Origin of the sequence: Segatella intestinalis (assembly GCF_029348455.1) — a bacterium.
In the GTDB taxonomy this organism is placed as follows: Bacteria; Bacteroidota; Bacteroidia; order Bacteroidales; family Bacteroidaceae; genus Prevotella.
In genome coordinates, this window is the sequence record NZ_JARJVV010000004.1 from 56,264 (window position 1) to 80,522 (window position 24,259).

The 24,259-nt window shown below is 41.1% G+C and carries 21 protein-coding genes; 5 read left to right on the forward strand and 16 right to left on the reverse strand.

Annotation, left to right across the window (positions count from 1 at the left end; genetic code table 11):
• Positions 1 to 32 precede the first annotated feature (32 nt).
• The 11 genes from P3T48_RS03380 to P3T48_RS03430 form a co-directional block, all read right to left on the reverse strand.
• Positions 33 to 689 (reverse strand): hypothetical protein, encoded by a 657-nt coding sequence (locus P3T48_RS03380; protein WP_276505648.1) that lies wholly within the window; start codon positions 687 to 689, stop codon positions 33 to 35.
• Positions 682 to 1,182 carry a hypothetical protein gene (locus P3T48_RS03385; protein WP_276505649.1) on the reverse strand — a complete coding sequence of 167 codons (501 nt, stop codon included), beginning with the start codon at positions 1,180 to 1,182 and terminating at the stop codon, positions 682 to 684. The genes P3T48_RS03380 and P3T48_RS03385 overlap by 8 nt, the downstream gene beginning before the upstream one ends.
• Positions 1,183 to 1,340: 158 nt before the next feature.
• A complete protein-coding gene (locus tag P3T48_RS03390) occupies positions 1,341 to 1,931 on the reverse strand; it encodes a DUF4112 domain-containing protein (RefSeq protein WP_276505650.1) in 591 nt (196 codons plus the stop codon).
• 5 nt (positions 1,932 to 1,936) lie between these two features.
• Complete coding sequence (locus P3T48_RS03395; protein ID WP_276505651.1) at positions 1,937 to 4,111, reverse strand: hypothetical protein; 2,175 nt, start codon at positions 4,109 to 4,111, stop codon at positions 1,937 to 1,939.
• A gap of 24 nt (positions 4,112 to 4,135) precedes the next feature.
• Positions 4,136 to 4,465: a hypothetical protein gene (locus P3T48_RS03400; RefSeq protein ID WP_154482242.1), complete on the reverse strand. Its 330-nt coding sequence runs from the start codon at positions 4,463 to 4,465 to the stop codon at positions 4,136 to 4,138.
• A 30-nt stretch (positions 4,466 to 4,495) separates the two neighbouring features.
• Positions 4,496 to 5,032, reverse strand: a complete 537-nt coding sequence (locus tag P3T48_RS03405) for a hypothetical protein (protein WP_276505652.1) — start codon at positions 5,030 to 5,032, stop codon at positions 4,496 to 4,498.
• A gap of 103 nt (positions 5,033 to 5,135) precedes the next feature.
• The gene (locus P3T48_RS03410; RefSeq protein ID WP_276505653.1) at positions 5,136 to 5,522 is read right to left on the reverse strand and encodes a PM1101 family membrane protein; all 387 of its coding nucleotides are present in this window, start codon (positions 5,520 to 5,522) and stop codon (positions 5,136 to 5,138) included.
• Positions 5,523 to 5,604: 82 nt separating this feature from the next.
• Positions 5,605 to 6,939, reverse strand: coding sequence for a radical SAM/SPASM domain-containing protein (locus tag P3T48_RS03415; protein WP_276505654.1), 1,335 nt, complete (start codon positions 6,937 to 6,939; stop codon positions 5,605 to 5,607).
• A gap of 363 nt (positions 6,940 to 7,302) precedes the next feature.
• Positions 7,303 to 8,121 (reverse strand): hypothetical protein, encoded by an 819-nt coding sequence (locus P3T48_RS03420; protein ID WP_276505655.1) that lies wholly within the window; start codon positions 8,119 to 8,121, stop codon positions 7,303 to 7,305.
• A gap of 68 nt (positions 8,122 to 8,189) precedes the next feature.
• Positions 8,190 to 10,424: a hypothetical protein gene (locus P3T48_RS03425; protein WP_276505656.1), complete on the reverse strand. Its 2,235-nt coding sequence runs from the start codon at positions 10,422 to 10,424 to the stop codon at positions 8,190 to 8,192.
• A gap of 11 nt (positions 10,425 to 10,435) precedes the next feature.
• Complete coding sequence (locus tag P3T48_RS03430; protein ID WP_276505657.1) at positions 10,436 to 10,657, reverse strand: DUF6140 family protein; 222 nt, start codon at positions 10,655 to 10,657, stop codon at positions 10,436 to 10,438.
• An 894-nt stretch (positions 10,658 to 11,551) separates the two neighbouring features.
• Here P3T48_RS03430 and P3T48_RS03435 point away from each other — a divergent pair.
• The 3 genes from P3T48_RS03435 (at position 11,552) to P3T48_RS03445 (ending at position 14,364) form a co-directional block, all read left to right on the forward strand.
• Positions 11,552 to 11,971, forward strand: a complete 420-nt coding sequence (locus P3T48_RS03435; protein WP_276505658.1) for an FMN-binding protein — start codon at positions 11,552 to 11,554, stop codon at positions 11,969 to 11,971.
• 16 nt (positions 11,972 to 11,987) lie between these two features.
• On the forward strand, positions 11,988 to 13,094 hold the full coding sequence (locus P3T48_RS03440) for an FMN-binding protein (RefSeq protein WP_276505659.1): 1,107 nt from the start codon (positions 11,988 to 11,990) through the stop codon (positions 13,092 to 13,094).
• Positions 13,095 to 13,332: 238 nt separating this feature from the next.
• Positions 13,333 to 14,364 carry a CNNM domain-containing protein gene (locus tag P3T48_RS03445; RefSeq protein WP_276505660.1) on the forward strand — a complete coding sequence of 344 codons (1,032 nt, stop codon included), beginning with the start codon at positions 13,333 to 13,335 and terminating at the stop codon, positions 14,362 to 14,364.
• A 192-nt stretch (positions 14,365 to 14,556) separates the two neighbouring features.
• On the opposite strand, the gene P3T48_RS03450 is transcribed toward P3T48_RS03445, so the two are convergent.
• Together P3T48_RS03450 and P3T48_RS03455 are read right to left on the reverse strand one after the other, a co-directional pair.
• Positions 14,557 to 16,173, reverse strand: a complete 1,617-nt coding sequence (locus tag P3T48_RS03450; protein WP_276505661.1) for a vWA domain-containing protein — start codon at positions 16,171 to 16,173, stop codon at positions 14,557 to 14,559.
• 3 nt (positions 16,174 to 16,176) lie between these two features.
• Positions 16,177 to 16,638 carry a C-GCAxxG-C-C family protein gene (locus P3T48_RS03455; protein ID WP_276505757.1) on the reverse strand — a complete coding sequence of 154 codons (462 nt, stop codon included), beginning with the start codon at positions 16,636 to 16,638 and terminating at the stop codon, positions 16,177 to 16,179.
• A gap of 414 nt (positions 16,639 to 17,052) precedes the next feature.
• Here P3T48_RS03455 and P3T48_RS03460 point away from each other — a divergent pair, with 414 nt between their 5' ends.
• Complete coding sequence (locus tag P3T48_RS03460) at positions 17,053 to 17,664, forward strand: hypothetical protein (protein WP_276505662.1); 612 nt, start codon at positions 17,053 to 17,055, stop codon at positions 17,662 to 17,664.
• Positions 17,665 to 17,733: 69 nt separating this feature from the next.
• Here P3T48_RS03460 and P3T48_RS03465 read toward each other — a convergent pair whose 3' ends face one another.
• The 3 genes from P3T48_RS03465 to P3T48_RS03475 form a co-directional block, all read right to left on the reverse strand.
• Positions 17,734 to 20,499, reverse strand: coding sequence for an AAA domain-containing protein (locus P3T48_RS03465; protein WP_276505663.1), 2,766 nt, complete (start codon positions 20,497 to 20,499; stop codon positions 17,734 to 17,736).
• Between the two features lie 6 nt (positions 20,500 to 20,505).
• Positions 20,506 to 21,540 carry a virulence RhuM family protein gene (locus P3T48_RS03470; RefSeq protein WP_276505664.1) on the reverse strand — a complete coding sequence of 345 codons (1,035 nt, stop codon included), beginning with the start codon at positions 21,538 to 21,540 and terminating at the stop codon, positions 20,506 to 20,508.
• A gap of 64 nt (positions 21,541 to 21,604) precedes the next feature.
• Complete coding sequence (locus tag P3T48_RS03475) at positions 21,605 to 22,993, reverse strand: hypothetical protein (RefSeq protein WP_276505665.1); 1,389 nt, start codon at positions 22,991 to 22,993, stop codon at positions 21,605 to 21,607.
• Between the two features lie 837 nt (positions 22,994 to 23,830).
• On the opposite strand from P3T48_RS03475, the gene P3T48_RS03480 reads away from it, so the two are divergent.
• The gene (locus P3T48_RS03480; protein ID WP_158463513.1) at positions 23,831 to 24,247 is read left to right on the forward strand and encodes a DUF6078 family protein; all 417 of its coding nucleotides are present in this window, start codon (positions 23,831 to 23,833) and stop codon (positions 24,245 to 24,247) included.
• Positions 24,248 to 24,259 lie beyond the last annotated feature (12 nt).

A 24,259-nucleotide genomic window follows, 5' to 3' on the forward strand; every position in this document is an offset into this window, starting at 1 on the left:
AGGTGTGTCAAATCGTGGCGCAAGCGAGAAAATTATCTCAAAAATCTTTGTATCACCTTGTACCAATAATCCCAGGAATAGCCTACGGAAGGATGATTCACCACAAGGGCCTTTACATGCTTGCCACCAGGCATCATGTAGAAGCCATTAGGCACCCAAGTGCCTTCCACTTCCATGTCATTGCAATCCACCCAGTGAACATCAGAAACTTGCTCTTGGCGCCAGTGACCGCCAGGCAAATTATTCCAAAGCCTCTTGCCCCATACGATGACATACTCAGGCTGATACTTTTCGATGACCTCAAAGAATGCCTTGCCAGCCTGGTGATATTGCTCAGCTGCGCCAGCCTCGCGAGGGCCACCCATCGCTGCTTGCAGATAGTTGAAGAAGATGACCGAGTTCCAAATCTTCAGTCTCATCGCTTGATTGGTCTCCTCTCCCACTAACGAACGCTCAAACTTCAAGAAAGTCCGCATCCAGTTCTGCCGTTCCTTGTTCTCATTGAGATAATCATCAAGCACCTGCTGCGTAAAGTTCATACACTCCCGATGTAGCTGGCAGTCGCCACAATCCGTACAACTCTCATCACAATAATGGCTCTCGCCCAATATCATGATTCGCTTGCCAAATATCCCCCCGTTGGAATAATCCTTGCCAACGAAGGGTTGAAAGAAAATGTTGCTATTCATCTGGGGTGAGCCGAGGCATATTTAAAAAGTTGTCTTGATATTTTATCATTTTAATAGCTATAGAATAGAATTCATTACACTGACTACGATCCAACTGTAATCTTTTCTTCAGTTTCTCATTTGGAGCAGCTTTTTCCAACGCCTCCATTTCTTCCAAGATAAACTCTACATGCGAATACGCTTCATCTAAGTCTGCTTTGTATTTTGAAGGTTCATCCGATTTTAAAGCTTCATTGCCTACCACAGTCAATAATAGATTATAATGGTCTATTAGCTGAAAAGCATAAGCTTCTTTATAAGCATAGTGCAACATTTGCTGCTTCTCGTCTTCTGCTTTAGTAGAAACGACATTCTCAATCCAGTTTATTGCTGAATATTCTTTATACATTCCATCAAGTATCTCAAGAGCCAACTTAATCTTGTTCTTTTTCTTGGAGTTAAATAGTTTTTGAACTTTCAAAAACCTCTCCTTTAAATCATTTACATCTTCCATTGTCTAAATTTTTATTTTGTATTCATACTACCGCACTTAGGACATTTCACAGGATAAGAAGCAGCAGTAGCATTCCACTCCATATCCAATGCCTTAAATCTATGTCCGCAGTCTTTGCAGACAAATGTTTTGACACCTCTCAACATAAGTAACTCATTTTAAAATAATGAAACTATCCAATCATAAGCCATGGCTCCCAATCTGATGGCCCAAGAAATCACCACATAAATCAACCAGCAAAGCACGACAATGAACACAGCCGTCCAGAATGCCTTCTTGTTCACCTTATTGACAATCTCCTTATCATCCTCGATATAGCCTGTAATCAGCTTCAAGTTCTCTACATACGAACGCTTGAATACATCCAGCACGTCACCAATATAGAAAGGTATGGCACCTATCAGCACATCCATCAAGATATTATAGATGACAGCCAAAGTCAGCGGAATCGACTTAACCACGCAAAGACTGTAATAGATAAATGGGAACGCAAACACGCTCGACAATGCATCACCAATACCGACAGGAAGGATGAAGCCAAGGATAGGATCCAAGAACCACTTGTCCATATACTTCGCCGTACCTACCATCAGACGATAAGATGGCATGTTCATCATCTTCTCACGCTTTGCTGCTTTTTTATCAGCTCTCGCCTGTTCTTTGGCAAGAGCCGCCTCTCGCTTTTGGTCTTCCTTAGCGAAATCCATGCCCAAATCAGCCTGGGCTTGCTGTCTTCTTGAACTTTCCATACGCCTTATAATTCTATTTGTTTCTTACCATTTATAAATTCATTGAACTCCTGTTCCGACAGAGAGTAACCGCTCAAGTCGCTCATCAACTCCATAGCTTGCTTACGTTCCTCCTCACTACCAGCCAGATTGATACGCTTGAACACCTCACGAAGATAAGCACTCTTGTTGTCTATCTTAGCCATCTCACGCTTAAAATCATCTGCATGTTTCTTCAACTCCTTATCGTAAGCAGCAGAAGCCAGCTTTCCGTTGAGTTGCTGCGCTTTGAGCTTAGCGAAACTATCAAACAGAACGATGCCTTTTTGCAAAGATTGCTCCATAGCTTCTGTCGTCATCGCCAAGTCTTCCTCGCTATACTCAGCAGGTTTGTTCTGTTGTGCGGTCTTGCCCTCTATCTTCTTATGGTCTTTCGTGTATGCTTCCACTCCATCGAGCAGATTCTTAGCCATATTCTTGTCGGCATGAAGATTGTCTGCCAACATTCCTGTAAACAGAGAAAGGTTTTGCTCCACATCAGCAGGAAGCTTGGCTGCCTCCCGATAATCGGGAATATCGACCGCATGCACCAACTTCTCATCAATCTTGCTCTCCATGATTTCACGTCCGAGTTTCAGCATGGCAACCATATCACGGAGATGTTTCAGCATCTTCAGCTTCAAGTCATCAGAGCAAACTATCTTGCTTCTGATTTCCTTAGAAACCTTATCCAGTTCACTGGAGAGTTTGGCATACTCATTTTTGATACGGGTTTGTTCCTCACGATGCGATTCCAATTCCTCCTTATCCAACTTCAAATCTACCTGATAGCTCTCATATTCTCTCACAAGAGGGAAGCATACCGCATTCCATTCAGCGAAGTCACGATAGTAGTTCTTGTTGGCCATACCAAAGGTGATCCAGTTGACGAGGAAGAAAGGTTTGGAAGGCTTCTTCGCCTTGGCGTCCATATAATTTCCCTGCTTTGACTCCAAAGTGGCGGTGATGTCATTAATCAGCGAGGTGTAGACATCGATGTTCTGGAGATGATCATTCATTTCCATGTCCAGCTCCTTCATCTGCTGAAGCAGACATTTTCGTTGCTCCTCCAATGGACGAATCGTCTCATCCGCATACAAAGCATCAAGCGTCGCCTTCAAGTCTGAAGCCAACAGTTTTTCTCCATAACGCAAGAACACATTCGCCTTCGGGATTACCACATCATTGAGCGTTTTGCAGATTACCAACAATCGTCCCATATCAGCCTTGATGCGAGTGGCATCATGCTTCACGCTGGTTTGGAAAACTGATAAATCAGACTTCAAACGATTAGCGCGTTCACTTGCTCCCATGTAGTGTTCGAGCATCGTCAGTCCTGCCATCGCCAAGCCCAAGGACTTGTTGCCGTTCGACAAAGACTTATAAGCCTGCAGGGAACCCTGCAAAGAAGTGCGGAAGCTTTTAGAAATCTCACCAATCAGAGCTGCACATTTTTCCGTGAGCTTGTTATATTCCAGCTCCACATACTTAAGCATCTCGTCCACATCCAGCCACTCTATTCGCTTGAAGTCGAACAGATCAGGAGAAACCATCTTGATGGAGTCGCCATAAATATCGATCAGTTTCAGGGCATAGTCACGATAAACAGTCCCGATATCACTACGCAAGGAAGTAAAATCTTCGATGTTTCCACGAACACTATCCTCAGCATAGTGATAAGCCTCCACCATCTTGGTATATTTATCAAACATGGTAGACGCCTTGCTTCTTACATCTTTCACGCCATTCGTCCCCATGACAATATCAGCCATCTTCGACGTTCCCTTAACAAGAACTAAGTTTAGGTTCTGCTCCACCTGCTCTTTCAACTGCTCCAAAGCAGATGAAGACAACGCCAGTTCCGTCTCGGCTATCTTCAAAGCCTCCTCCTTGTTGCCCTGCTCCAGACTGTCATTCAACTTGTACTCAGCCACAAGGGTTGTACGTGAATTATTGGAAACAAAAGCAATGGCGATATTGCCATTATCATGGAAATATCTGTAAGCATCAAATACCAGCTTACTCACTTCCGAGGAATCGGAAGCTATACCATACTTCTTCAGTTCAAAAGCCAAATCTGCACGAAGATACGTCTTGTTCTCCTTGCAGAGTTCATCAGCAATCGTCTTGATTGCCTGATATACTTTTTGATTATCAGCCATACTGTTCATCGTATTTATATTTATTTATTCTTTATCACTACCTACAAATGCCGATGCCTTCATAAAAGAGAAGGTTGCATCAACGAGCCAACCGATGCACGAACCGACTGTAGCTATCCACCAGGCAACATGATAACCTGTAGTACAATTGGTAGCCTTGAAAAGGACATCGCCGTCAAAGAGATGCCTCACCAGATTAGGCAGGAAGAACAATCCATGCGCCAAACCAGCTTGCCATCCATACAATTCCGTACCATTGATGTTGACAAACAATACTGCTGCCACTATTGCAACGATTGGTCGCCAGGGTAGGAACATGAAAACCATTACAAGAAACCCTATAATTTTATTCATTTTTCGTTACACTTTATTTATGCTATGATTTCATCTATACAGACAATTATCTTTTAGATACATCTTGTTGTTTCTAATCTCAGTTGGAGTAAGTTTCTCTTTACGATAATCCTTCAAGGAATCCTTCTGCACCTGAAATCTACTCGTTTCCACAAAGATCAGGCTCTTGTGAATCCTCGTCTTGGCACGTTCCTCCATCCATTCTCTGCCTTTAGCGAGAGAAGACATATACCAATATCTCGTCTCAGCCCAAGCATTCCTTGTAGGTTGTGCAGTACCATGAATGAAGTCACGATAAACGGGAAGCGAGAGACCAGTTAGCCAACAAACCAGAACCGAATCCCCCTTAGCCATTAGCGTCATGTCCGACAACATCTGTTGCATGGTCATTTTCTCCGACTTCCGCCAAAGCATCCTCCTATCCATATATTCATTCTTCAAAGCCTCCTCCTTCTTTTGCCAATAGCCATGAGGGTTCAAGAATAACCAATAGCCAAATAATACTACCAGCCCGGCACTCAATACCGCAGCCAACCTACATACTCTTTTCCTGATGTTCTTTGCCATTGTTACATTACCTTATATAGTTATACATTTGATTTCGGCTGCGAAATAACTATATAGATATGTCAAATGGTGGCAGAGGCTCGAAAAAAATAAGTTTTGATTTTTAATTCGGAGGAGTCATTTCTATATACTCATCCTCTTTACCAATCTTTATTTTATATTTCTTGTTGATTGCATAAGCCGCAAAACCAAGAATCATTGCCAATTCTGCTGTACTTATGGTTATTGTACCTACAGTAAGTCCCATTGCTGTTGCCCCCGCAACACTTCCTGCTAAAGAAACTCCACCAGTAAATGGAGCGGCAGCTATACCACCTATCAAGGCTAAAGCCCCTACCCCCATTGCTATCTTCTTAGCAGATTTTGCTTTCCTTTTTCTTGAACGAATAGTATTTGCAAATTCCTTAGCATACGGACCTTCTATTCGTATTGAAGTTGCTTTATTCTTTAATGCCACCTCTAACTCTTGTTTGGTTCTGACTGTTACCATGATGTTTGATTTTTATTAGTTATTAATTATATAGAAGTAAAAAATACTTTCCTTAAGCTACTGTTTCATCAAATGATCGAACTTATTGAAACATTTTTTCATTCAAACGTATCATCATATCATAAAAATATTCTTTATTTCCTAGACTACATTTCCTATTGGCATTCTCCATCATTTTTAAATTACATTCTTTAAAGCCGTCGAAATACTTGACTCGGCAGTCACCTCCACAAATATACTTAAGTTCACATTCTTTACAAGGCATCAAATTATTGACATTGGCTAGTTCACGGGCTTTTTTTGCCACAGTTAATATTGATGTAAAATCATCGCTCCGAACATTTCCTATAGATTTCATTTGTTGTAAAATTGGACATAATACGACATTTCCATCAGCAGAAATTGCTAAATTTCCATAATCACAATTGTCTTCCAATCCACCATTCTTATGGAAATTTATAAAAGGCTTATCCATAAAATCTCCATAAATGCCATCATAAATTTCAGTTACAATAGCTTGATATTTTTTTTTCTGTTCATTAGTAACAACAATGTTCCTCCCTTCCAAAATATCAAAGGTAAACTTTACTAGAAAATTTATATCTCCATATTTTTGATATAAGTTCTTAGCAAACTCAACATATTTAGGATAATCAACTTCCAAGTTCTTATCAAGATACGGAGTTACAGATATTTCTGTATATACATGATATTTCAAAAAAGACTCTACAGTTTGAAGGGCCTTAGAAAAATTACCTTTTCCTCGGACTTTCGAATTCGTCTCTTCCGAATATCCATCAATACTAATCTGAACACGCGAAAGCATTGGAGCTATTTTGCTTATAGTCTCTTCTGTCCAAAGTGTACCATTTGTTAGTATCTCATTTTTAATTCCTAAATTGTATGAATGCTCTATAATTTGCAACAAATCTTTCCTCAAAGCTATTTCACCACCAGAAAAAACAATAACCTTACCACCAGAATTGTAAAACTTCTCTAAAACTAAACAAACCTCATCGGTAGAAAGTTCATTGTTTTTCTTAATACCAGCAAACATATAGCAATGAGGACAACGCATATTACATCCATTTGTTAGATAAAACTGCATTGTTCCTGATTCATGCTTAAAATGTACTTTTTTATTTTCAAATTTTCTTGCGATAATTTGAGTAACTACAGCTTGAGCATTTTGATGAGACCCAGAAAAATGCTGTAAAGCTTCACCTAGCTGGTTATTATGCAAAAGATTAAGGAATGACAATTGTTCTTCATTTTGTAAAACAATCCAATTCGCAGTTTCTGGTGAAACCACTAATATCTTATTAGCATACCTGATATTTACCATTTTTGAAGGTAAAGCAAATATTTTGTCTAGAGGGATACTTTTTCTTACAACAGTTTTAACTTCTTGCTCCATAAGAATATAAGTTTTAAGATAGACGAGACAAACTCGCCTATCCTTAATTTTACAACTACTACATCTTTCAAGCAGCAGCACTACCTTTTGAAATTGTTGCCCAATTGAAATAGCATCTAGCAAAACAACCCCATGCAACAATTTTCTGTTCTTTAGCCTGAGAGGCTTCTACATAATATTCAATATCCATAATTATAAAATTTAAAGATTATTTTTTTCTACCTTTTAAAGCACTTGCAGCACCTGCAACAGCAACTATTGCGCCAGCTACAGCACCTACGAAATGTACACCCTCTTTGATGCCATTACAAACTTTTGTTTTTGTTTTCTTTTCTATTTTAAATTCTATTTTAAGTTATACATTTATTTTTCCTCATGCAATTTCTTTAACTCCTCAACCTGCTCACTAATACGTTCTTGCAAAGCAAGCCATTCATCCTTACTATCCTCATGCTCACAATACTTAATTGCATTTGCGATACAACTCTTGGCAGCATAGGAGTAATGAGAGAGCTGAGACTCGGAAAGACTTTCCAACTCATTCTTATGGATGGTCAAAGCATAGAAAAAAGCATTGTAGATGCTTGCAGCTTTTTCAAAATAAGCATCATCTATGTCCCTTTCATTTCTCTTATAGAAATCATCCCAAAGAGCCAAAGCTTTCTTTGCATCATTCACCTTCGAGTCGGTAATAATCTTCTCTGGTGTACGTAACTCTTGTATCTTCTCATCCACTTCATTGAAATCATGTACAAATGCGAATTTTGCTTTCAGTTGTTCAAGTTCATCCTTGTAAGTTTCAAGTAAAGAGGAAAGATAATCAGCATCAACATCCTCTTCATTCTCTATCAGGGAAATGAGCTCGGTTATATCAGCTTGCGCTGCGTTTGCATCAATCGAACTTAACTCCCCAATACTATTCATCGCATTCAAGCCTTTCAATATAAGACTTGCCTTTAATGAATTGTATTGAAAGCCTTTCACGACCTCATACTGCGTATAGAATTTGTCCAACTCACTAAGAGCTTCATCTAATCCTTCATTATCAAGAGTCTCAAATGTCTTTTCCTGCAATATCTCAACTGCCGCAGAATAGAGACATCCCTCTTCTGTTTCCTCGTTTTCCTGTTCGAGTTCAGCTTGCGACTCCAACAGAGTTTCTCGCTTTAAATTTTTACTCATAGTCTATTTTATTATATGAAACCCAATTAGTTGTGAAAATCTTATCACAACTAATTGAGTTATCAGAATTATGCTTTACATTTTATTTCTTCCAATTCTTTGGCGCGTTCCTCAGAGATTCCCAATGATTTTCTTTCACGCTCCAATAATCTACGGACATTATCAGGAATTACTCCATCTTCAATAACATCATCAAGAGCTTCCATGTACTCTTTTTCTTCATCGGTAAAAGATACCAAAGAAGCCTTTACCATGTCCTCAATCTCTTGCGCTCTCGTCTCTGACAATCCGAGTTTCTGACGTTTACGTTCCAAGAATTTACGAGAAAGAGCATCTATTTCAGAGGCATCTTCCAAACAGAACTCTACTTCTTCCTTATATGCAATCTCGTCCTCTGACAATTCAGAATTCAGACTTTGGTCAATTGAATCGGTAGCTTGACTATTAGTGAAATAAGCATTGTCAAAATCCTGCAAAGGCTTGAATTTCATATCAATCTCCCATTCTATTTCTTCTGTCTTGCTAAAAGTCTTATCCGTTTTAGCATCATAAGACCCACTTGCCTTAGCAAAGAGATATTCAAAAGAACCTTTTAAGGACATTAATTGATTGGATGAAACAGTTGTTGTTTCAGTAGAAGAAACATGTTCAACATAAGACAATATATTACCATTTAATCTCTGTTTCACCAATGTCTGCCATGTAGGATCTGAATCATACCAAACCATTCCTTCTGGACAAAACGGTTTTTTAATAGGAGAATAGCGCTGAACAAGTTCCACACCATCTTTAGACGAATAGGTGTTGCTTTCTGAACCAGAAACACCGAGGCTACCTCCTACATTTAAGAATTTGCGTCCTGCTTCTCCAGAGCGTTCTAAACATGAAGACTCAGAGTTGGAAACATCAAGGCCTTTAATTCTCTTGAACTTGATTTCAACAGCTCCTAAGCATTGAGCTAGATAACATAACTCACGTACCTTTTCCATGAACAACTGCTCTGTTGCGTTTTCAAAAGGAATATAAACTCCTGGCTTCAATGGATGTCCAATATAAAGCGTATTAGGCTGCGGATGACCTACTGGAAAATTAATATAGTCAGGAATCAGCCCAAGAGAGAAAATCCATTGCACATTATCCTCCTTGTCATAGCAACCTGGAATCTGCTTGTCATTGCTTACTGTAAACAAGAACTTACGTTTATTATAATCATCATTCAAAAACGAGCTTTTATCGCTGCTTATCTCTCGCGTCAACAACTCATACGAATTTTTTGCATTCTTTTTAAGGTCAAAATCCTCAGAATCCATAGCTGCTATAAAGCAATTACGAGCAGAACGCACATCATCAGCCACCTGTTCTATATCTCCTTTCTGTTTGAATATAGTGTATCTGTAAGGATCTTCATCCTCGCAAAGTTCCAGAGCTAGGTCGCATGCTTCTATTGCATCTCGCATGTAAGAGTTCATTCCCTTGTGTGAATCCAATGCTCCCTTTTTGGACAAAGCCTCAGAAAGGAACATGTAAGCTACACATTTAGAATCATTATCATAGCCACTATCAGAAACTACTTGCTTTGCACAATCTATAACTTCATCATAATTTTCCTCATTTAGCAAATTAGACATGTGATCAAAAACCGTTTCTGTCTCAACATGTCCAACAGATTTTGCCATTTCCGTTAGAACTTTAGCCAATTGTTTTGCATCCTCAATGAGTTCATTCGATTCAGTAGAGTCCTTGAAGAATAAGCCTAAATAAAATTGTACATATTCCTCTTGATAATTCCAAACAAACAGAGACATTTCACGATATTCTACATGATGAATATCATTAAATTCAATATAAGTTTTATCATTTGGGGTATCATTGTCATGTATAAAGATTATTTGCTTATCAGTTATTACAAGTCCCTGATTCTTGTTACTCCAAAAAGAAGTATCACGTACCCAAAGAATTTGCTCATCTAATCCTAATCCAAAATTATTTCTAATAGCACTCTTATCTGAATCAGAAATATTCAATATCAAACAGTCATTGTTATTATGATGGCGAAGCAATGACATCACTCCACGCTTAAAGATTGATAACATATTAACATCATTCGCAGACTCGCTTTCTGTTATACGTACATGGTTTTGTACTGCCTCTATTATTTCTTTTGAGCGCTTTAATGTGATATCCAAGCCTTTTCGAACTTTACTCAAGCGATCCCATTCTTCACTCGGAATACCATTTCCATATTTTCCAAAAGATTTGGAAAACTCGTCATAATATGTTTTTTCTAAACTTGTCAACTCCATATATTATATATTTAGTCCAATTTTTTAAATTCAAAATCATTCTGGTTGCAGCATGCTTTCTTATAGTCGAAAGCATAGAGGCGCATGTAGGCCTCTTGCACCTCCTTGGCTCCATTATAAAAAGGGGTGGCGGTGTGCTGCATGGTTGTTACTGTCACTACCATTTCGGGAGTGAGAACTGTACCGTTAGAGCGCTTGATGCGCTTAGGCTTTACTTGGAATACCTTACTCATAAGCATTCAGTTTTTAAGTTATCGTATATGGTTCATGCAAACGAGCGCAATGAAAGCTGCTTTCAAATTGCCCAAATGCAAGTGTATCAAGTTGCAAAGGTAGGAAATATCTGGGAACCAAACAAGTTCATAATGGTTCATAAGTGAAAAAAGATGGTGCGAACCCCTACTTTCTTCACTTCCTTGTAAGTTAGGCTCTGGTAAAACCCGTAGAAAAGAAAATGCGAAAGAGGAATCCACACCATATGATGGCGCAGACTCGCTCAAACAAATTCGCGTTCTTTCTACGTTTCAATTTACCAGATTTCAACCTACAGAACTGAATAGTTTGCTCGTGTCCACAAGATTATCTTGTTTCTCTGCATCATAGCAACTTCAAGCGAGGACTTTCACCTGCCCTGTCACTAACCAATGGCAAATGTATTAAAAATCTGATGAGCCACCAAATTTTTAACAAGAAATCTTATGGATTCCTCTTATATTTCACATTTCAGGGACTCCACTCCCTCCTTCTTTCTGCATTCATACCTTAATTATATAGAGTTATTGTCAATTCTGCGGCAAAAATACAATCCTGTTACGACAAAAGCTGACATAGGAGGAGGAAAAATGAAGAGGGTAGATGAAATTGAAGATGAAATACAATATGCATACTGCCCAGAAAGGAGATAGCTTCCTGGTGGGACAGAAAGGAAGAGAAAGAAATTCACTATCGGATACCAAGGATTGTCGATGGAGGATATGTAAAGCAATACCTAAAAATAATGATTTTTGAATACCAGCATTGCTTATTACAGAATTATTGTGTAATTTTGCACACAATAAAATTAGGATAAAACTCAACTCTCGCCGGGTGGAGAACTCAGCGAAAGTTATATAACAAAAAAAACAATTATGAAGAAAAGAATATTCATTTTTGCGGCAATACTGTGCATAGGAATGGTCAGCAGTATAATAGCAACAGCCAAAAGTTCCCACTCTGAGGTCATGACCAAGAAGGCAGACGGAACCTACATCGTCAATACCACAACGCTGGGGAAAGACATCAAGGGATTTCGCGGCAACACACCACTTGCTATCTACATCAAGAAAGGGAAAATTGTAGAAATCAAAGCACTTGCCAATCAGGAGACTCCCAAATTCTTCAACAAGGTAAAACAGGGTCTGCTCAACAAATGGAACGGCATGAAAGTAAAAAAGGCGCATACTGCCCAAATCGATGGTGTCACAGGTGCCACCTACTCCAGCAATGCTGTAAAGGAAAACGTAAAGCGGGGCATCTCGTATTATCTAATACATAAAAAAGGAAAATAGGAAAACTGACTGAGACATGAAATCATTTTTCAGAACAAAACAGTTATTAAGTCTTTTCATCTGTCTGGTCATTGTTTCTTCGCTGGCTATCGTAAAGCATGGCGAACTGTTGGGACACTCTTTCCGATCGGAGCAGAAGCCACAGGTTGCAAACAATGACACCCTGCGCATACTCGGAAACGGAACTGCCGTCATCAACACTTCTGCGCTGGCATCAGACATTACAGGATATGGAGGAAAGGTGCCACTCAACATCGTCATCAAGAATGGTGTCGTAGAGAACATTGTGGCGCTAAAGAACGACGAGACAAAGGAATTCTTTGACAATGCCTCTGCCCTGTTTGAAAAATGGAAAGGCAGAACGATAGACGAGGCGATGAACATGAAGGTGGACGCCGTAACAGGAGCCACATTCTCATCCAAAGCCATTATAGGAAACATGCAACGGGGACTTCTGTATGCCAAGAACAACCTGCAGACCGAGGAATCGGGAAAAGGCAACAGCAGTTGGGTTTCTTCTGATAACAGCGGCTCTTCTCTGTTCTCCCTAAGAAACATCACAGGTATATGCGTGGTGCTGATGGCTGCCATCCTACCGCTTTTTGTCAAGAACAGAAGGTATCATTTCTGTCAACTGATACTGAATGTCATTGTGCTTGGATTCTGGTGCGGAACCTGCCTTTCTTATTCTTCCCTGCTGGGTTTCGCAGCCCATGGCATGGAGATTTCGGGCAACATCATTGCGACAGTCATGCTGATAACGGCTTTCATTTATCCGCTCTTTGGCAAGAAGTCGCACTATTGTACCCACGTCTGTCCATACGGCTCACTGCAGCAGATAGCAGGCAGAGGGATGAAATACAAGATAAGAATGAGTCCCTTGGCAATCAAGCGGCTTGACAAGGTGCGCAAACTGATATGGGCACTGTTGATGATATGTATATGGGGAGGAGTATGGAGCGAATGGACTGACTATGAGCCTTTTTCGGCATTCATCTTCCGTTCTGCCTCATGGATTGTCATTGCGACAGCCCTTCTGTTCATCGCATTATCCTTTGTGATCACACGCCCTTACTGCCGGTTTGTGTGCCCTATGGGGACATTGATAAAACTAAGATACTAACATACTTTTACTAAAAACATATTAAAACTATATAATTTACGAAAAGATTGTATTGAAATCATGTTTTTCTGCTTATTTTTGCAACAGATTGAAACATAACAACAATGTCATTTGCATCAATATCCATATTGAATAAACATCACAGATGTAATGTAGCCCATTATATCCTTCATTGCAACATTCGAAAATAATATCTATCTCATTACAGATAACATATTATTAACGAATTGAAATTTACATGGGTTTAATCATATTATATTTTTTAGGTGCGCTGTCACTATCCTTTTTATGCTCCGTCCTGGAGGCGGTGCTATTATCTACTCCGATGTCGTTTATCTCGATGAAGGAGAATCAAGGCAACAAGACTGCCTCGTTGATGAAACAGTATAAGAACAACGTAGATCGCCCGGTAGGTGCCATTCTTTCGCTCAACACCATCGCCCACACCATCGGTTCTGCCGGTGTAGGTGCTGAATCTATGAAACTCTTTGGTGAAGAATACTTCGGAATCATTTCTGCCATTCTTACTCTGTTGATTCTGGTGCTTTCAGAAATCATCCCGAAAACGATTGGTGCCTCCTATTGGCGCTCTCTGGCGATGACATCTACCAAGATCATCAGGGTGCTCATTTTCATCACCTATCCTCTGGTACTGCTCTCTGAGCTTATCACAAAGGTATTTACACCGAAGAACCATCAGGCTTCCATGAGTCGCGAAGAAGTTTCTGCCATGGTGGATGTAGGTACCACAGAAGGTATCTTCCGTGAATCAGAAAGCAAGATTATCAAAAGCTGCATCCGTCTGGCTGGAGTAAAAGCCAAAGAGGTTATGACACCATCCATCGTAGTGGAATCGGCTAACATCAATCAGACCATCAAGGAGTTTTACGAGCAGAAAGAGTGGAAATTCTCCCGCATCCCCGTTTATGACAACAATAAGGACTATATCGTAGGATATGTTCTGAAAGACATGGTGCTCAAGGAGGTTTCGGACGACAAGTTCCAAACCAAATTATCCGAACTGGTACGCCCGATTCTCTCTTTCAAGGAGGACGAATCCTTGTATCAGATATGGGAAAAGATGCTGGAAAAACGAGAGCACATCTCCATCATCATTGATGAATACGGCTGCCTTCGTGGCGTGGTTTCCATGGAAGATGTGATAGAGACGATGACAGGCGTGGAAATCGTTGACGAAGACGATGTTGCCGTGGACATGCAGGCTCTGGCAAAGGAAAAGTCGCGTATGATGATGCTGAAAAAGAAATAAAAGAAACATCTTACTCAACTTTCGCAAATGGGGAAGTTAAAGAAGTTAGAGAAGTTAAAGCCATATGCTTTAGTGGACTTGCCCCTTCCCCATTTCCTTTGTGCTGTTGGCTATAACCTCTAACGACCGAAGGGAGTAATCACTTCTATGACTTCTGAACTTGAGAAAGTTCAATTACCAATACAGAATCGTCTAATACCTCCTCACGGGTCGATAGGTGATGGTATAGATGTGATGGAAGTAAGGCTCCCAGGAATTATTCTCGGCCTTGTCTTGCTCGTGTACGATACAGATGCCATAGAAGCGGGTGCCCGTGTCGCGGTATTCCTTGAACTTATCGATCAGCAAACAAGGAGGCTCCGGAATCATAAAGTCAGTGATCCACAGCACGTCGGCATTGACATAACGCAAGCCGTCGTTATCGAGCAGAGAGAACATCTCGTCCATCATCTTGCGTGCATTCGTGCCACCACCGATGAAGGGAAGATGAGAAGCGCCTGACTGGCGCTGCGGCTTCTCAGCATCAGACTCATCCGAAGACTGAGGTATCTGCAAACCCAACTTGCGCATGCGGTTGAGCCGGCGTTTCTCCATCAGGTCGACGGCATGGATATTGACCGAAAAGTCTATGAGATAACAGTCACGTTCCAGGTCCTCGGCAGTCTCTTCGAGCAGGGAGATTAGTGTGGAGGCTACTCGCTCAGGGGTGCCATACATACTTGCCGAAGTGTCGAGACACACAATCATGGGACCCTTGCGCGAGGCATGGGTGAAGCCCAACTTGCGTGAAGGCTTTGCCATCTCGCTCTTATAGCGGAAAGTCTGCAGCCTGCGCGTACGATACTTATAGATAAAGAGTCCTTCCATGTCCTCATCGCTATACTGTGCAAGTTCGAGAGGCAGCAAGGAGTTGAGGTCGTCGCCCACGGTGATGCCCTCAATGTCGCTGCCTGCCGAATGCTCCATCTTCATGTCTACGCCCGAGGCTATAGTGAGCCGGTCCTTGCCATTGGCGTCTGCCACACGACCCATCTTTGCCACTATCTCCTTGATTTCGGGATAGCGGTCCTGTATCTTCATCTGGTTCAGCCTGCGTTCAAACTCTGTCTCGGTCCATCCGCCCGACATCAGTTCCCAAGCCTGTACGGCTCTGCTCTCGGGTATTCCCTTGGCCTTGATGTTTCGGGTCACCTGATCCATCATCTTGATGAGTCCGCTCTCGAAATTGTTCTGTCTGATGGCGATGAAGTTCTTCAGTTTGCCAAGAGTCTGCCTTTCGATACAGTCTTTCCAGTCTCTCACCAGGCGTTCCCAGTTCTCGCTCTTCGAAGCGCCCTCGCCTTGAAACAGCCGCACGAAGAAAGGCTTGTCGAAACCGTCGGCACCATAATCCTGCTCCAACTGATTGAGCAAGGGATGCCACACCTGCCTGTCCATACGCCTGAAGCTGGTCCAGGACAGCACATCTTCGGCACGATGATAGGCAGTCCAGGCACGCTGGCGCTGAAAACGGATGTGATGCACACACTCCACCACAAACTTGCCCACGCAGTCGTAGAACACCTTTGCCTTGATCTTACTGTTCACCACCTGGCGCATGAACTTCTGCACCTCCTCACCTGTTGCGATGGTTATCTTCAGGTTGAAGAGATGAACGAGATAGTCTTTCAGCGGATCTTCCTTCGTATTCCAGGGCATGACCTGTGCCGGCAGTTCGGGCATGATCACCCGACCTGTCTTACAGAAGTCGTCCAGCATCTTGAGGTAATACTGGGCCTCGGCAAAGTCCTTATTCGTTTGGTAGTTCATTTTTTACTCTTTCGCCATCAAGTATTCGGCAAAGATTCTGGCTGCACTCTCCACTTTGGCAGCGCATGGGCGCGACTTATAGTATTCGGCTGTACGGGCAGAGGCGACATAGCTCGACTGGGCTTTCTCATGGCCTTTCAGTCCTAAGATCTCGGCACAGATGATGCTGCCATTCTGCTCTTTCGACTGGGCGAGCAGTTGCTGCACCACCTTATAGCATGCCGACTTTCCTTCGCGGTCATCGCCTTCGGTCTGTCCGCAATCAAGTCCTACAAGGACAACTATTCCCGACACGGCACCGCACATCATCCGCATCCTTCCTACTCCACCTCCGAAGCCAGCACCGATGCGCTTCGCCATCTTTTCATCAAGACCATACAGGTCGGCAAAAGCAGCCACTACCGATTGGCAACAGCCATACCCCTGCATGAAATTCTCCACCGCCTGCTGCACACGCTTCTCCAATTCGGGAGTCAATTTCTTTTGTTCATTCATATCTTCTTATCTTAATATGTTGCAAAGATAATTCTTTTATTCCAAAACGCCACCACCTCCGTGACAATTCTTTCAATCCAACAGCAAAAGTACCATTAAAAGCTATGATTTGTACATCATTAACGATAGCATAACTTTGCAAGAGGTTGACGCCTATCGTTAATGATGTACAAAAGGCAGGTAATCACAAAAATCAAGGAAAATATGAAATTTATGGCATTAAATAATTTATGTTCACAAAAAAATCCCTATCTTTGCAGTATCCTTACGGAGTTTTAACAACTCTCTACTTGATGAATGTATGGTAACTTGGTAGTAACCATAGAAAAGACAATACAAAGAATAGTCGCACGCTAATTTATTAATCTTAAAAGACAATTATTTATGAAGAAATTAATTATGCTTTGGCTTTTCGCCATTATCTCTACTGTGGGTTTGGCACAAAATACAACAAAGCACCTAAATTACATGGGAATTCCTATTAATGGAACCATCACGCAGTTTCAAGCAAAGTTGATAGCCAAAGGATGTGTCCATGATAAATTAACTAGTAATTCTTTAGGAGTGGGATGTCGTGCTTTTAAAGGACATTTCATTGACAACAAAGTATCAATTTTTGTCTATTATGACGAGAGTACAAAGATAGTCTATCGCGTCAAAACCTTAATTGCCAACATATCAGAAAGTATTGTTGACCAAAAATACAATCAAATCAAAAACATGCTTCTACAAAAGTATGGTATGACATATAGTCATTATGGTGAACAAACTGGGAAAGAATCATTTTCTATACTTGTCGAAGGAAATGAATTGAACCCAAATATGGACTTAACGAGTCTGCCTCTATCTGTAAATGGTTTCAAGGGAAATATTGACCTTTTTATTGCCATGGATGAAACATTCCTTAGCTATCCGTTTAACTATAACTTGCACATTGACTATTACGATGCCATCAACAATGAGAAGCATCAAAATCGAGGCTTAGAAGATTTATAAAACAAAAATTAAGAAGAAGTTCATTTAAGGATGCACCAAAGAACAATTGCCTTGGTACATCCTCGTTTTTCATGACTTCGTCTTCACGACAATCTCATTCAATTTATCCAACACTTTTTCCTTCTCATTACTTCCCTTAGTAGAAAGTCTCAACAGAGGCAAGCCATAAGTAGACAGAATATGATTTTTCATCAAATCTCGCTGATACTGTTCTGATTTCTCATTATGATATGAATAGCCGTCAGTTTCTATCGCCAAGACAGATTGCTTACTCACGGCATTGATAATAAGAAAATCGAGATGCGTACTATAGTTGGAAGCAAATTTCCGTTCCTCAATAGTCATAAATGATGTTTCTTTAACCACTTGCCTTAATGGGATATGACAAAGAACTTTCAAATTACAGAATCGCCTATCACTTGCCAGCGTCTCTTGCAACAAGCTATAAGTCAAGGTTTCTGATACATATTCAGAGACTTGTGGGTGATTAGCAAGAAATGCCATGCGTTGCTCTGTATATTGCTCATAGAGGTAATCAAAAATGGAAGCCAACTTACTTTCCGTTACCATACAGTTGTTGTAAGCTATATAGTCGATTAAGTCCATCACATTACCATGTTGTTCCTGTTCATTTCCTGTTACTACCAAACAGAATTTTTTCTTTGCTCTTGACACTGCCACATTCAGCATATTGGCATCATCTGCAAATGGTGTAATTTGGTTGTCAACCACACTCATAATAATGGCATCTTTCTCACGTCCTTGATACTTATGTATCGTAGCAACCTCCACACCCTCCAACTGCTTTTTGAAAGCATTCACTTGATTATTGTATGGAGTAATAATTCCGATACTATCATACTTTTTCAAAATAGGCAGCACCTCATCCCTTACAACATCTATTTCTCGTTGATTATACTGATTGATGGCATGATTGCCTTTTACTGTTCGGATTGCGCAAAGCACATTATCTTCTTCTTTATCCTCTGTCATAATCAACAATTTTCCACCATAAAACTTTTGGTTACAGAAGTTGATGATTCGAGGATGACAGCGGTAATGTTCACGAAGCAAGGTTTCTGGTACGCCCTTCATCACATCCAATACCGATTGCAAGAAGCTATTCTTTCCACAATCATAGCCTTCCGCAATATGATATTGACTCATAATAGCTTCCAGTTTCGTCTTATCCTCATCTGTTATCACATTGGGAAGTTGTAAAACATCTCCCACAACAACGGCATTGTATGCACAAGTCAAAGCCAAGGCGCCTGTATCTATCGACACCTGTGAAGCCTCATCCATAATAACATAGTCAAATAGTTTATCGGCTATCATACAAGAACGTGCTGAGAATGTCGTGCTGAGAACAACAGGGTATTGCTTGGCAAACTTCTCTCTATTCCTCTTCAAGTCAATTGTATCGGTGAATACAGGACGCACCTGCTTATGATATCTCTCACACAAGGATGCCTTGAACAAACCCATTGACAACTCAACCATCTTTTCCGTCATAACCTTAGAATCATATTGCTCCAACTCACGTTCTATCTCAATAATGCGACATGCAATTTCTTCCTTTCGATTAAGATAGTACAATGTATGAAACTCCTTGATATGTAAAGCTGTCTTAGACATATCTTCAAAAATTCCGATAATATCTAAACGATGCTTGCAAATCCATTTTAACCTCCATTTTTTTAGGCGTTCTTTAAATTTCACAAACCAAGATTTTGGCATGGAACTTTCTTCTTTAACCATTTCTTGATAATCCAACCATAGTTTGATTATACGGGAGGAAGGAAAACGCTTAAAAGATTGTTGTTCAACCACTCCTGTAATCATACAAAAGTGTTTCCATTCCAGAATGACAGCCTGTTGCTCTTGCAATAATTTAGCCTTTTCATTCTGCAAGACATACACTCTGTCAAGTTGGTCCAAGACTGCATGTAGTTGTTTCCGCATGTGCATTTTGTCCGTCATGCCGATACTCCAAGTTGCACATTCATCAGGCACTACAGATTGATGCTCTATGAAAGCTTCTTTGTTTGCCTTGCTTCCAAGCGGTGCAACGATAAAGGAAAGGCCATATTTTTCCAACTTTTCTTGTATATTTGCAGTTGCAGAATTATTATTAGAAACCACCAGTACCGTTTTGCCTTGGCACACAATATTTGCAATAATATTCAAGATGGTTTGTGTTTTTCCCGTTCCTGGAGGACCTTGAACAACACTCATCTGAGATTCAAAAGCATTCTTCACTGCTTTCTTTTGACTGACATTACAACCAAAGGGATAAATCAGATCACCATGGTTAAGTTGAAGCAAAGGATGCGTTTCGGGATTGAGATAGCAAGAAGCAGCACTACCGGAATCCACAAAATTTATACTTTCGTATATCTGCGACAAGATTCCATTTTTCTCCTCTTCCTTGCCAAGCGGATTGATGGCTGCAACATTTTTTAGGTAAGTAAAAACATCTATGGCTTTTTCCTCCGTCAAACATGATGTTACAATAGATATTTTTTCTTGACAGCCTTCTATAACATATCCATTCTTGAAAACAATCCGCCAATAAATAAGACTGCCAGACATAAACTCCCATATTTCCCTTACTTCTTTTTCCTCCTTACCCGACACAAAAACCTTGGCAAACAAAGGGTCTATCCACCTTGGATTACTAAGCCATACCACATTATTACAACTATAATTATAACTTTTAGGATTATTCTTAAAGCGCACAAGATAGCCATTCGACATTTTTTTCTTGATTATGTCGATTTGCATTGTCTTCAGCTGACCATTCAAAAGAATGAGATGGCGAGATAAATCCATAGACTCCTATTTCTTATTTTTTATTTCATTCTCCAGATTCTCCAAGAAGCGCAAGTCCTCCTCATCAGCATTCTGGGCATCCATTTTTTTACGCCTTTCATCAAAACGGCAATAAACTTCCTTGGCGTACGCCTCCATTTCACCATTGGACACTTGACCATTGCCTTTTAATACAGCTTGTCCCTGGAAAGTAAGCAAAGCATCCACATTGCTTCTCCAATAATCTAAAGTAAGGTCTTTGCGCTCTTTCACACGAAGTTCTGCAGACTCCAAGAAGAGCATAACAAGACGATTGAGTTTGTCTATCTCATCTTTCACCAAGTAATTCTTGGCAATAATGACATCACCTTTTCTTACAACACTTCCCTTCCATGTCATAAGTCCCATATTGGGCAAAGTCTCGTCAGCACGTCGCATCACAATCTCTGCCGCAGTATTGCCAGTTACCGCATAAAGCAACTTGTTCTGTGCCTCGGCAAAGAACATCTGGGTAGCTTTTTCTCTTGCCTCATAGTCACTGCTCAACTTAAACAAGTCACGCAACTTTTGATAAAATCGCTTTTCCGAAGCTCTGATATCGCGGATACGTTGCAGCAACTCATCGAAATAGTCTGGGCGGCCGTCAGGATTTTTCAACCGCTCGTCATCCATTGTAAATCCTTTTACAAGATACTCTGAGAGATGCTGCGTTGCCCATTGACGGAACTGAACGCCACGAACACCACGAACACGATAGCCTATAGCGAGAATCATCTCCAAAGAATAATAAAGCACCTTATAGTTGCGTCCATCCGATGCAGTTGTCAAATAATATTTGACAACTGCATCTTTATCTAACTCATTGTCTTTCAGGACTCCAGCTATATTATGACTAATACTTTGCTTAGAGGTCCCAAAAAGTTTGGCGATTTGCATTTGGTTAAGCCAAACCTTGCCTTCACGGGTCATCAGAGCGACATTTACCTTACCGTCTTTAGAGCGATAAATGATGATGTCGTTCTGCTCATTGTCCGCAGGATACGTTTGATGTTCGTTGTTCATTATATGATAATGTTTTTATATTTTCACTCAACTTCCGTACATGCGAAAGTCTGTCAATAAGAGATCAGAGGTAGCTCCAGCCGACGATGGCTTGCTCCATCTTCTGACATAGCGACTGAAACTTCTGGCATAGCGAGTTCGACCATTTGGTCATACCGAACAGCTGCTTCTGCTCCAGGAAAGCATCATTGTCCCATTGCATGTAGTCGTAGTCGGAGAAGTAACGTTTGTATTCTCGCAAGGTGTCGCCTGAGAAACGCTTGTAGCCTTCGATGTCGCCAAACCAGTAGCTGCTCATCATCTGGCGGGCAAAAGCCTCATGCGAATAGTTGGCCAAAAGATTGTGATGCCTCAGCACACTCCATACGCAAAACCACTGGTTCTTCTTGTTTACCAGCTTCACCATCAGGGAAATCGTTTTGCGCAATTCGTCCATTTTCACCGGTCTGCCGTTGTGTACCGTTACGAAAACCTCATTGTCGTACTGCGGCTTTATTTCATTCGGATGCTGACATTCGAAAATCTGCTGTTCCAGAAGTTGCCATTTTGCAGTAGCAGAGAGCAGACTGATGTATTCTTCTGCAGTAAATGTCTGCTGGTTTACTTCCTTTCCCATCTCGTAGGCATCGTTTACATGGTGCAGGAACGGCAGGAGCAGACTTTCCGGAACTTCGTTTTGCAGTTTTCGCTGTTCGCTGCGCATCTGATCAATGTTGAGCGTCTTATGGTCGTTATTGTATTCCAGAGTAGAGAAATACAGGTCGATGTCTTTCTTGCCTCCCGGGTCTGTAGAATATTTCTGTACTGCCATTTCGGTGAGTCGCCCAGCCTCCTCGTCTGTATTATATCTTCCGCAGACATCGTTTACCTGTCGGAAATGATACACCAGATAGCATGAGTAGCCATATAGCTGGAAGATGGTCCAGAATCTTTCTTCGGATCTCACTCCAGGATATTTAGCACACTTGATCTTCTTGAGGAAAGCTCTTTCCACAATATTGATGTCGGCTCCTAAATTGGCAATGGAGTCTTCCGCCATGCCATCCTCTATGAGCAGTTCGTGCAGTTTTGGGAACAGCATGCTCATCTGAGCTGAAAACATGCCGCTCTTATGACCTTCCAGATTTTTGGTGGTCTTATATCTGTCTATTACTTTTTTTAAGAAAGGGCTCATCTCATTGATGACTATCTGGCTGATAGTACCGAGATGGGACTGATTGATGAACTTGCGCTGGTGTGTCAGGTCGTTGTGCTGCAAGGCGAGATCCTGGTCTGCCATATAGCAGAGCCTTGAAGCCTTGGTGCACAGAGAGCGTATGTCACAGTTCATCTCCTGGGTGCTGTAGTCTTCCCAGCCTTGAATGAAAACCTGACACATCATATAAAAGGTGTTCAGTTGTCGGTCGAAAACTTCATAGCTGAACTGAGATTGTTGTTCTTCTTTTTCTGTCATTGTTATATGAGTCGTCTGCCGTTACCTGTTTTGTGCAGGTATTTACTTGCAGAATTTGAATGAAAATGAAAGTGACGCAAAGTTAAAGAAAAAGAATGAGAATACCAATGAATGTATCAGGAATTTTTATTTTTCCCTGCTGTTTTCCCTGCTGCCCATTATTTTTTCCCTGTTTTTCCCTGATGTGTTTCTATATGGCAGGGAAAACTTGCAAAAGAGGGCTTCCGCTTTGTATCTTTGCATTGTCTAAAAAAAATAGTACTGCGATGTGGTAAAAACCCTTCATCCTTCATTGCTTACACATAAGCAACTATAGAACAGGATGTTACGAGGCAAATTACTCGAATTCACCCTTCTCCCTCACCCCCTGTGTTTATCGGCATTCCGGGCGAATACATGAAGGATGAAGGCAAAACATCGTATCGGATTTCAAAATTCTGGTATTCCTGCTATCTGAGAAATTGGTATGACAGCTTTCCTGATCACTGGAACTTAGACTTAATATTTTGTCTGCCTAAAGCACTTTTGTGCCCTGACTAAGGGCACAAATGTGCTCTGGTAAGATAAAAAGCTATCTCCGAGTTCCAGCATCCTATCACCGAGTTCCAGCATCCCTGTATAAGCCTTACCATTCTATGAATTACTCAACTTTCGCATATCAGGAAGTTAAAGGAGTTAAGGAAGTTAGAGAAGTTAAAGCCATATGCTTTACAGACAGATCTTCAACCAAAAAGGCTGTTGGCTATAACTTCTAACGACCGAAGGGAGTGATAACTTCTTTAACTTCTATAACTTCAGAACTTGCAAAACTTCAGTAACTTTTAAAAAAAAGAAAATATGAAGAAAATTTCATTGAGTGTAGTTTGCCCCATGGCATCCTGCACACGCAGCAACACTTGCGCCCGTTATGCGCAGTATGTCAAGGCACTTACCTGTGCCGATACCTTTGAGGTGCTCAATGTGAAGCACCTGCAGTGTGAGGGCGAGAAGTGCCCCTATCATCTTGTGTCAGAAAAGCAAGTATGGGCAAGGGGATTCCAGCGCATCTACAGTACCATCCCGGCGGGAAGAACCCATTATTTCTATTCCCGTACGCCTTATGCCAGGCGCAGGTTTTATAAGGCGAAGAATGGCGAGATAGCCATTGACCCCGACATGCAGCAACACCTTATCTCCATCTTCCGGGAGCACGGTGCCGACATGAGCATCGGCTTCGACAGTTATGAAGAAAAGGACGTACTGGTGGAGAAATAAGTATCACGCGGA

What these genes read in the sequence shown, in the direction of transcription:
- P3T48_RS03445 (WP_276505660.1), top strand. Translation starts at nt 13,333, where the DNA reads ATGGGTTTAATCATATTATATTTTTTAGGTGCGCTGTCACTATCCTTT.
- P3T48_RS03415 (WP_276505654.1), bottom strand. Translation starts at nt 6,939, where the DNA reads ATGGAGCAAGAAGTTAAAACTGTTGTAAGAAAAAGTATCCCTCTAGAC.
- P3T48_RS03440 (WP_276505659.1), top strand. Translation starts at nt 11,988, where the DNA reads ATGAAATCATTTTTCAGAACAAAACAGTTATTAAGTCTTTTCATCTGT.
- P3T48_RS03420 (WP_276505655.1), bottom strand. Translation starts at nt 8,121, where the DNA reads ATGAGTAAAAATTTAAAGCGAGAAACTCTGTTGGAGTCGCAAGCTGAA.
- P3T48_RS03480 (WP_158463513.1), top strand. Translation starts at nt 23,831, where the DNA reads ATGAAGAAAATTTCATTGAGTGTAGTTTGCCCCATGGCATCCTGCACA.
- P3T48_RS03385 (WP_276505649.1), bottom strand. Translation starts at nt 1,182, where the DNA reads ATGGAAGATGTAAATGATTTAAAGGAGAGGTTTTTGAAAGTTCAAAAA.
- P3T48_RS03435 (WP_276505658.1), top strand. Translation starts at nt 11,552, where the DNA reads ATGAAGAAAAGAATATTCATTTTTGCGGCAATACTGTGCATAGGAATG.
- P3T48_RS03450 (WP_276505661.1), bottom strand. Translation starts at nt 16,173, where the DNA reads ATGAACTACCAAACGAATAAGGACTTTGCCGAGGCCCAGTATTACCTC.
- P3T48_RS03465 (WP_276505663.1), bottom strand. Translation starts at nt 20,499, where the DNA reads ATGGATTTATCTCGCCATCTCATTCTTTTGAATGGTCAGCTGAAGACA.
- P3T48_RS03395 (WP_276505651.1), bottom strand. Translation starts at nt 4,111, where the DNA reads ATGGCTGATAATCAAAAAGTATATCAGGCAATCAAGACGATTGCTGAT.
- P3T48_RS03410 (WP_276505653.1), bottom strand. Translation starts at nt 5,522, where the DNA reads ATGGTAACAGTCAGAACCAAACAAGAGTTAGAGGTGGCATTAAAGAAT.
- P3T48_RS03400 (WP_154482242.1), bottom strand. Translation starts at nt 4,465, where the DNA reads ATGAATAAAATTATAGGGTTTCTTGTAATGGTTTTCATGTTCCTACCC.
- P3T48_RS03405 (WP_276505652.1), bottom strand. Translation starts at nt 5,032, where the DNA reads ATGGCAAAGAACATCAGGAAAAGAGTATGTAGGTTGGCTGCGGTATTG.
- P3T48_RS03390 (WP_276505650.1), bottom strand. Translation starts at nt 1,931, where the DNA reads ATGGAAAGTTCAAGAAGACAGCAAGCCCAGGCTGATTTGGGCATGGAT.
- P3T48_RS03460 (WP_276505662.1), top strand. Translation starts at nt 17,053, where the DNA reads ATGAAGAAATTAATTATGCTTTGGCTTTTCGCCATTATCTCTACTGTG.
- P3T48_RS03470 (WP_276505664.1), bottom strand. Translation starts at nt 21,540, where the DNA reads ATGAACAACGAACATCAAACGTATCCTGCGGACAATGAGCAGAACGAC.
- P3T48_RS03380 (WP_276505648.1), bottom strand. Translation starts at nt 689, where the DNA reads ATGAATAGCAACATTTTCTTTCAACCCTTCGTTGGCAAGGATTATTCC.
- P3T48_RS03425 (WP_276505656.1), bottom strand. Translation starts at nt 10,424, where the DNA reads ATGGAGTTGACAAGTTTAGAAAAAACATATTATGACGAGTTTTCCAAA.
- P3T48_RS03430 (WP_276505657.1), bottom strand. Translation starts at nt 10,657, where the DNA reads ATGAGTAAGGTATTCCAAGTAAAGCCTAAGCGCATCAAGCGCTCTAAC.
- P3T48_RS03475 (WP_276505665.1), bottom strand. Translation starts at nt 22,993, where the DNA reads ATGACAGAAAAAGAAGAACAACAATCTCAGTTCAGCTATGAAGTTTTC.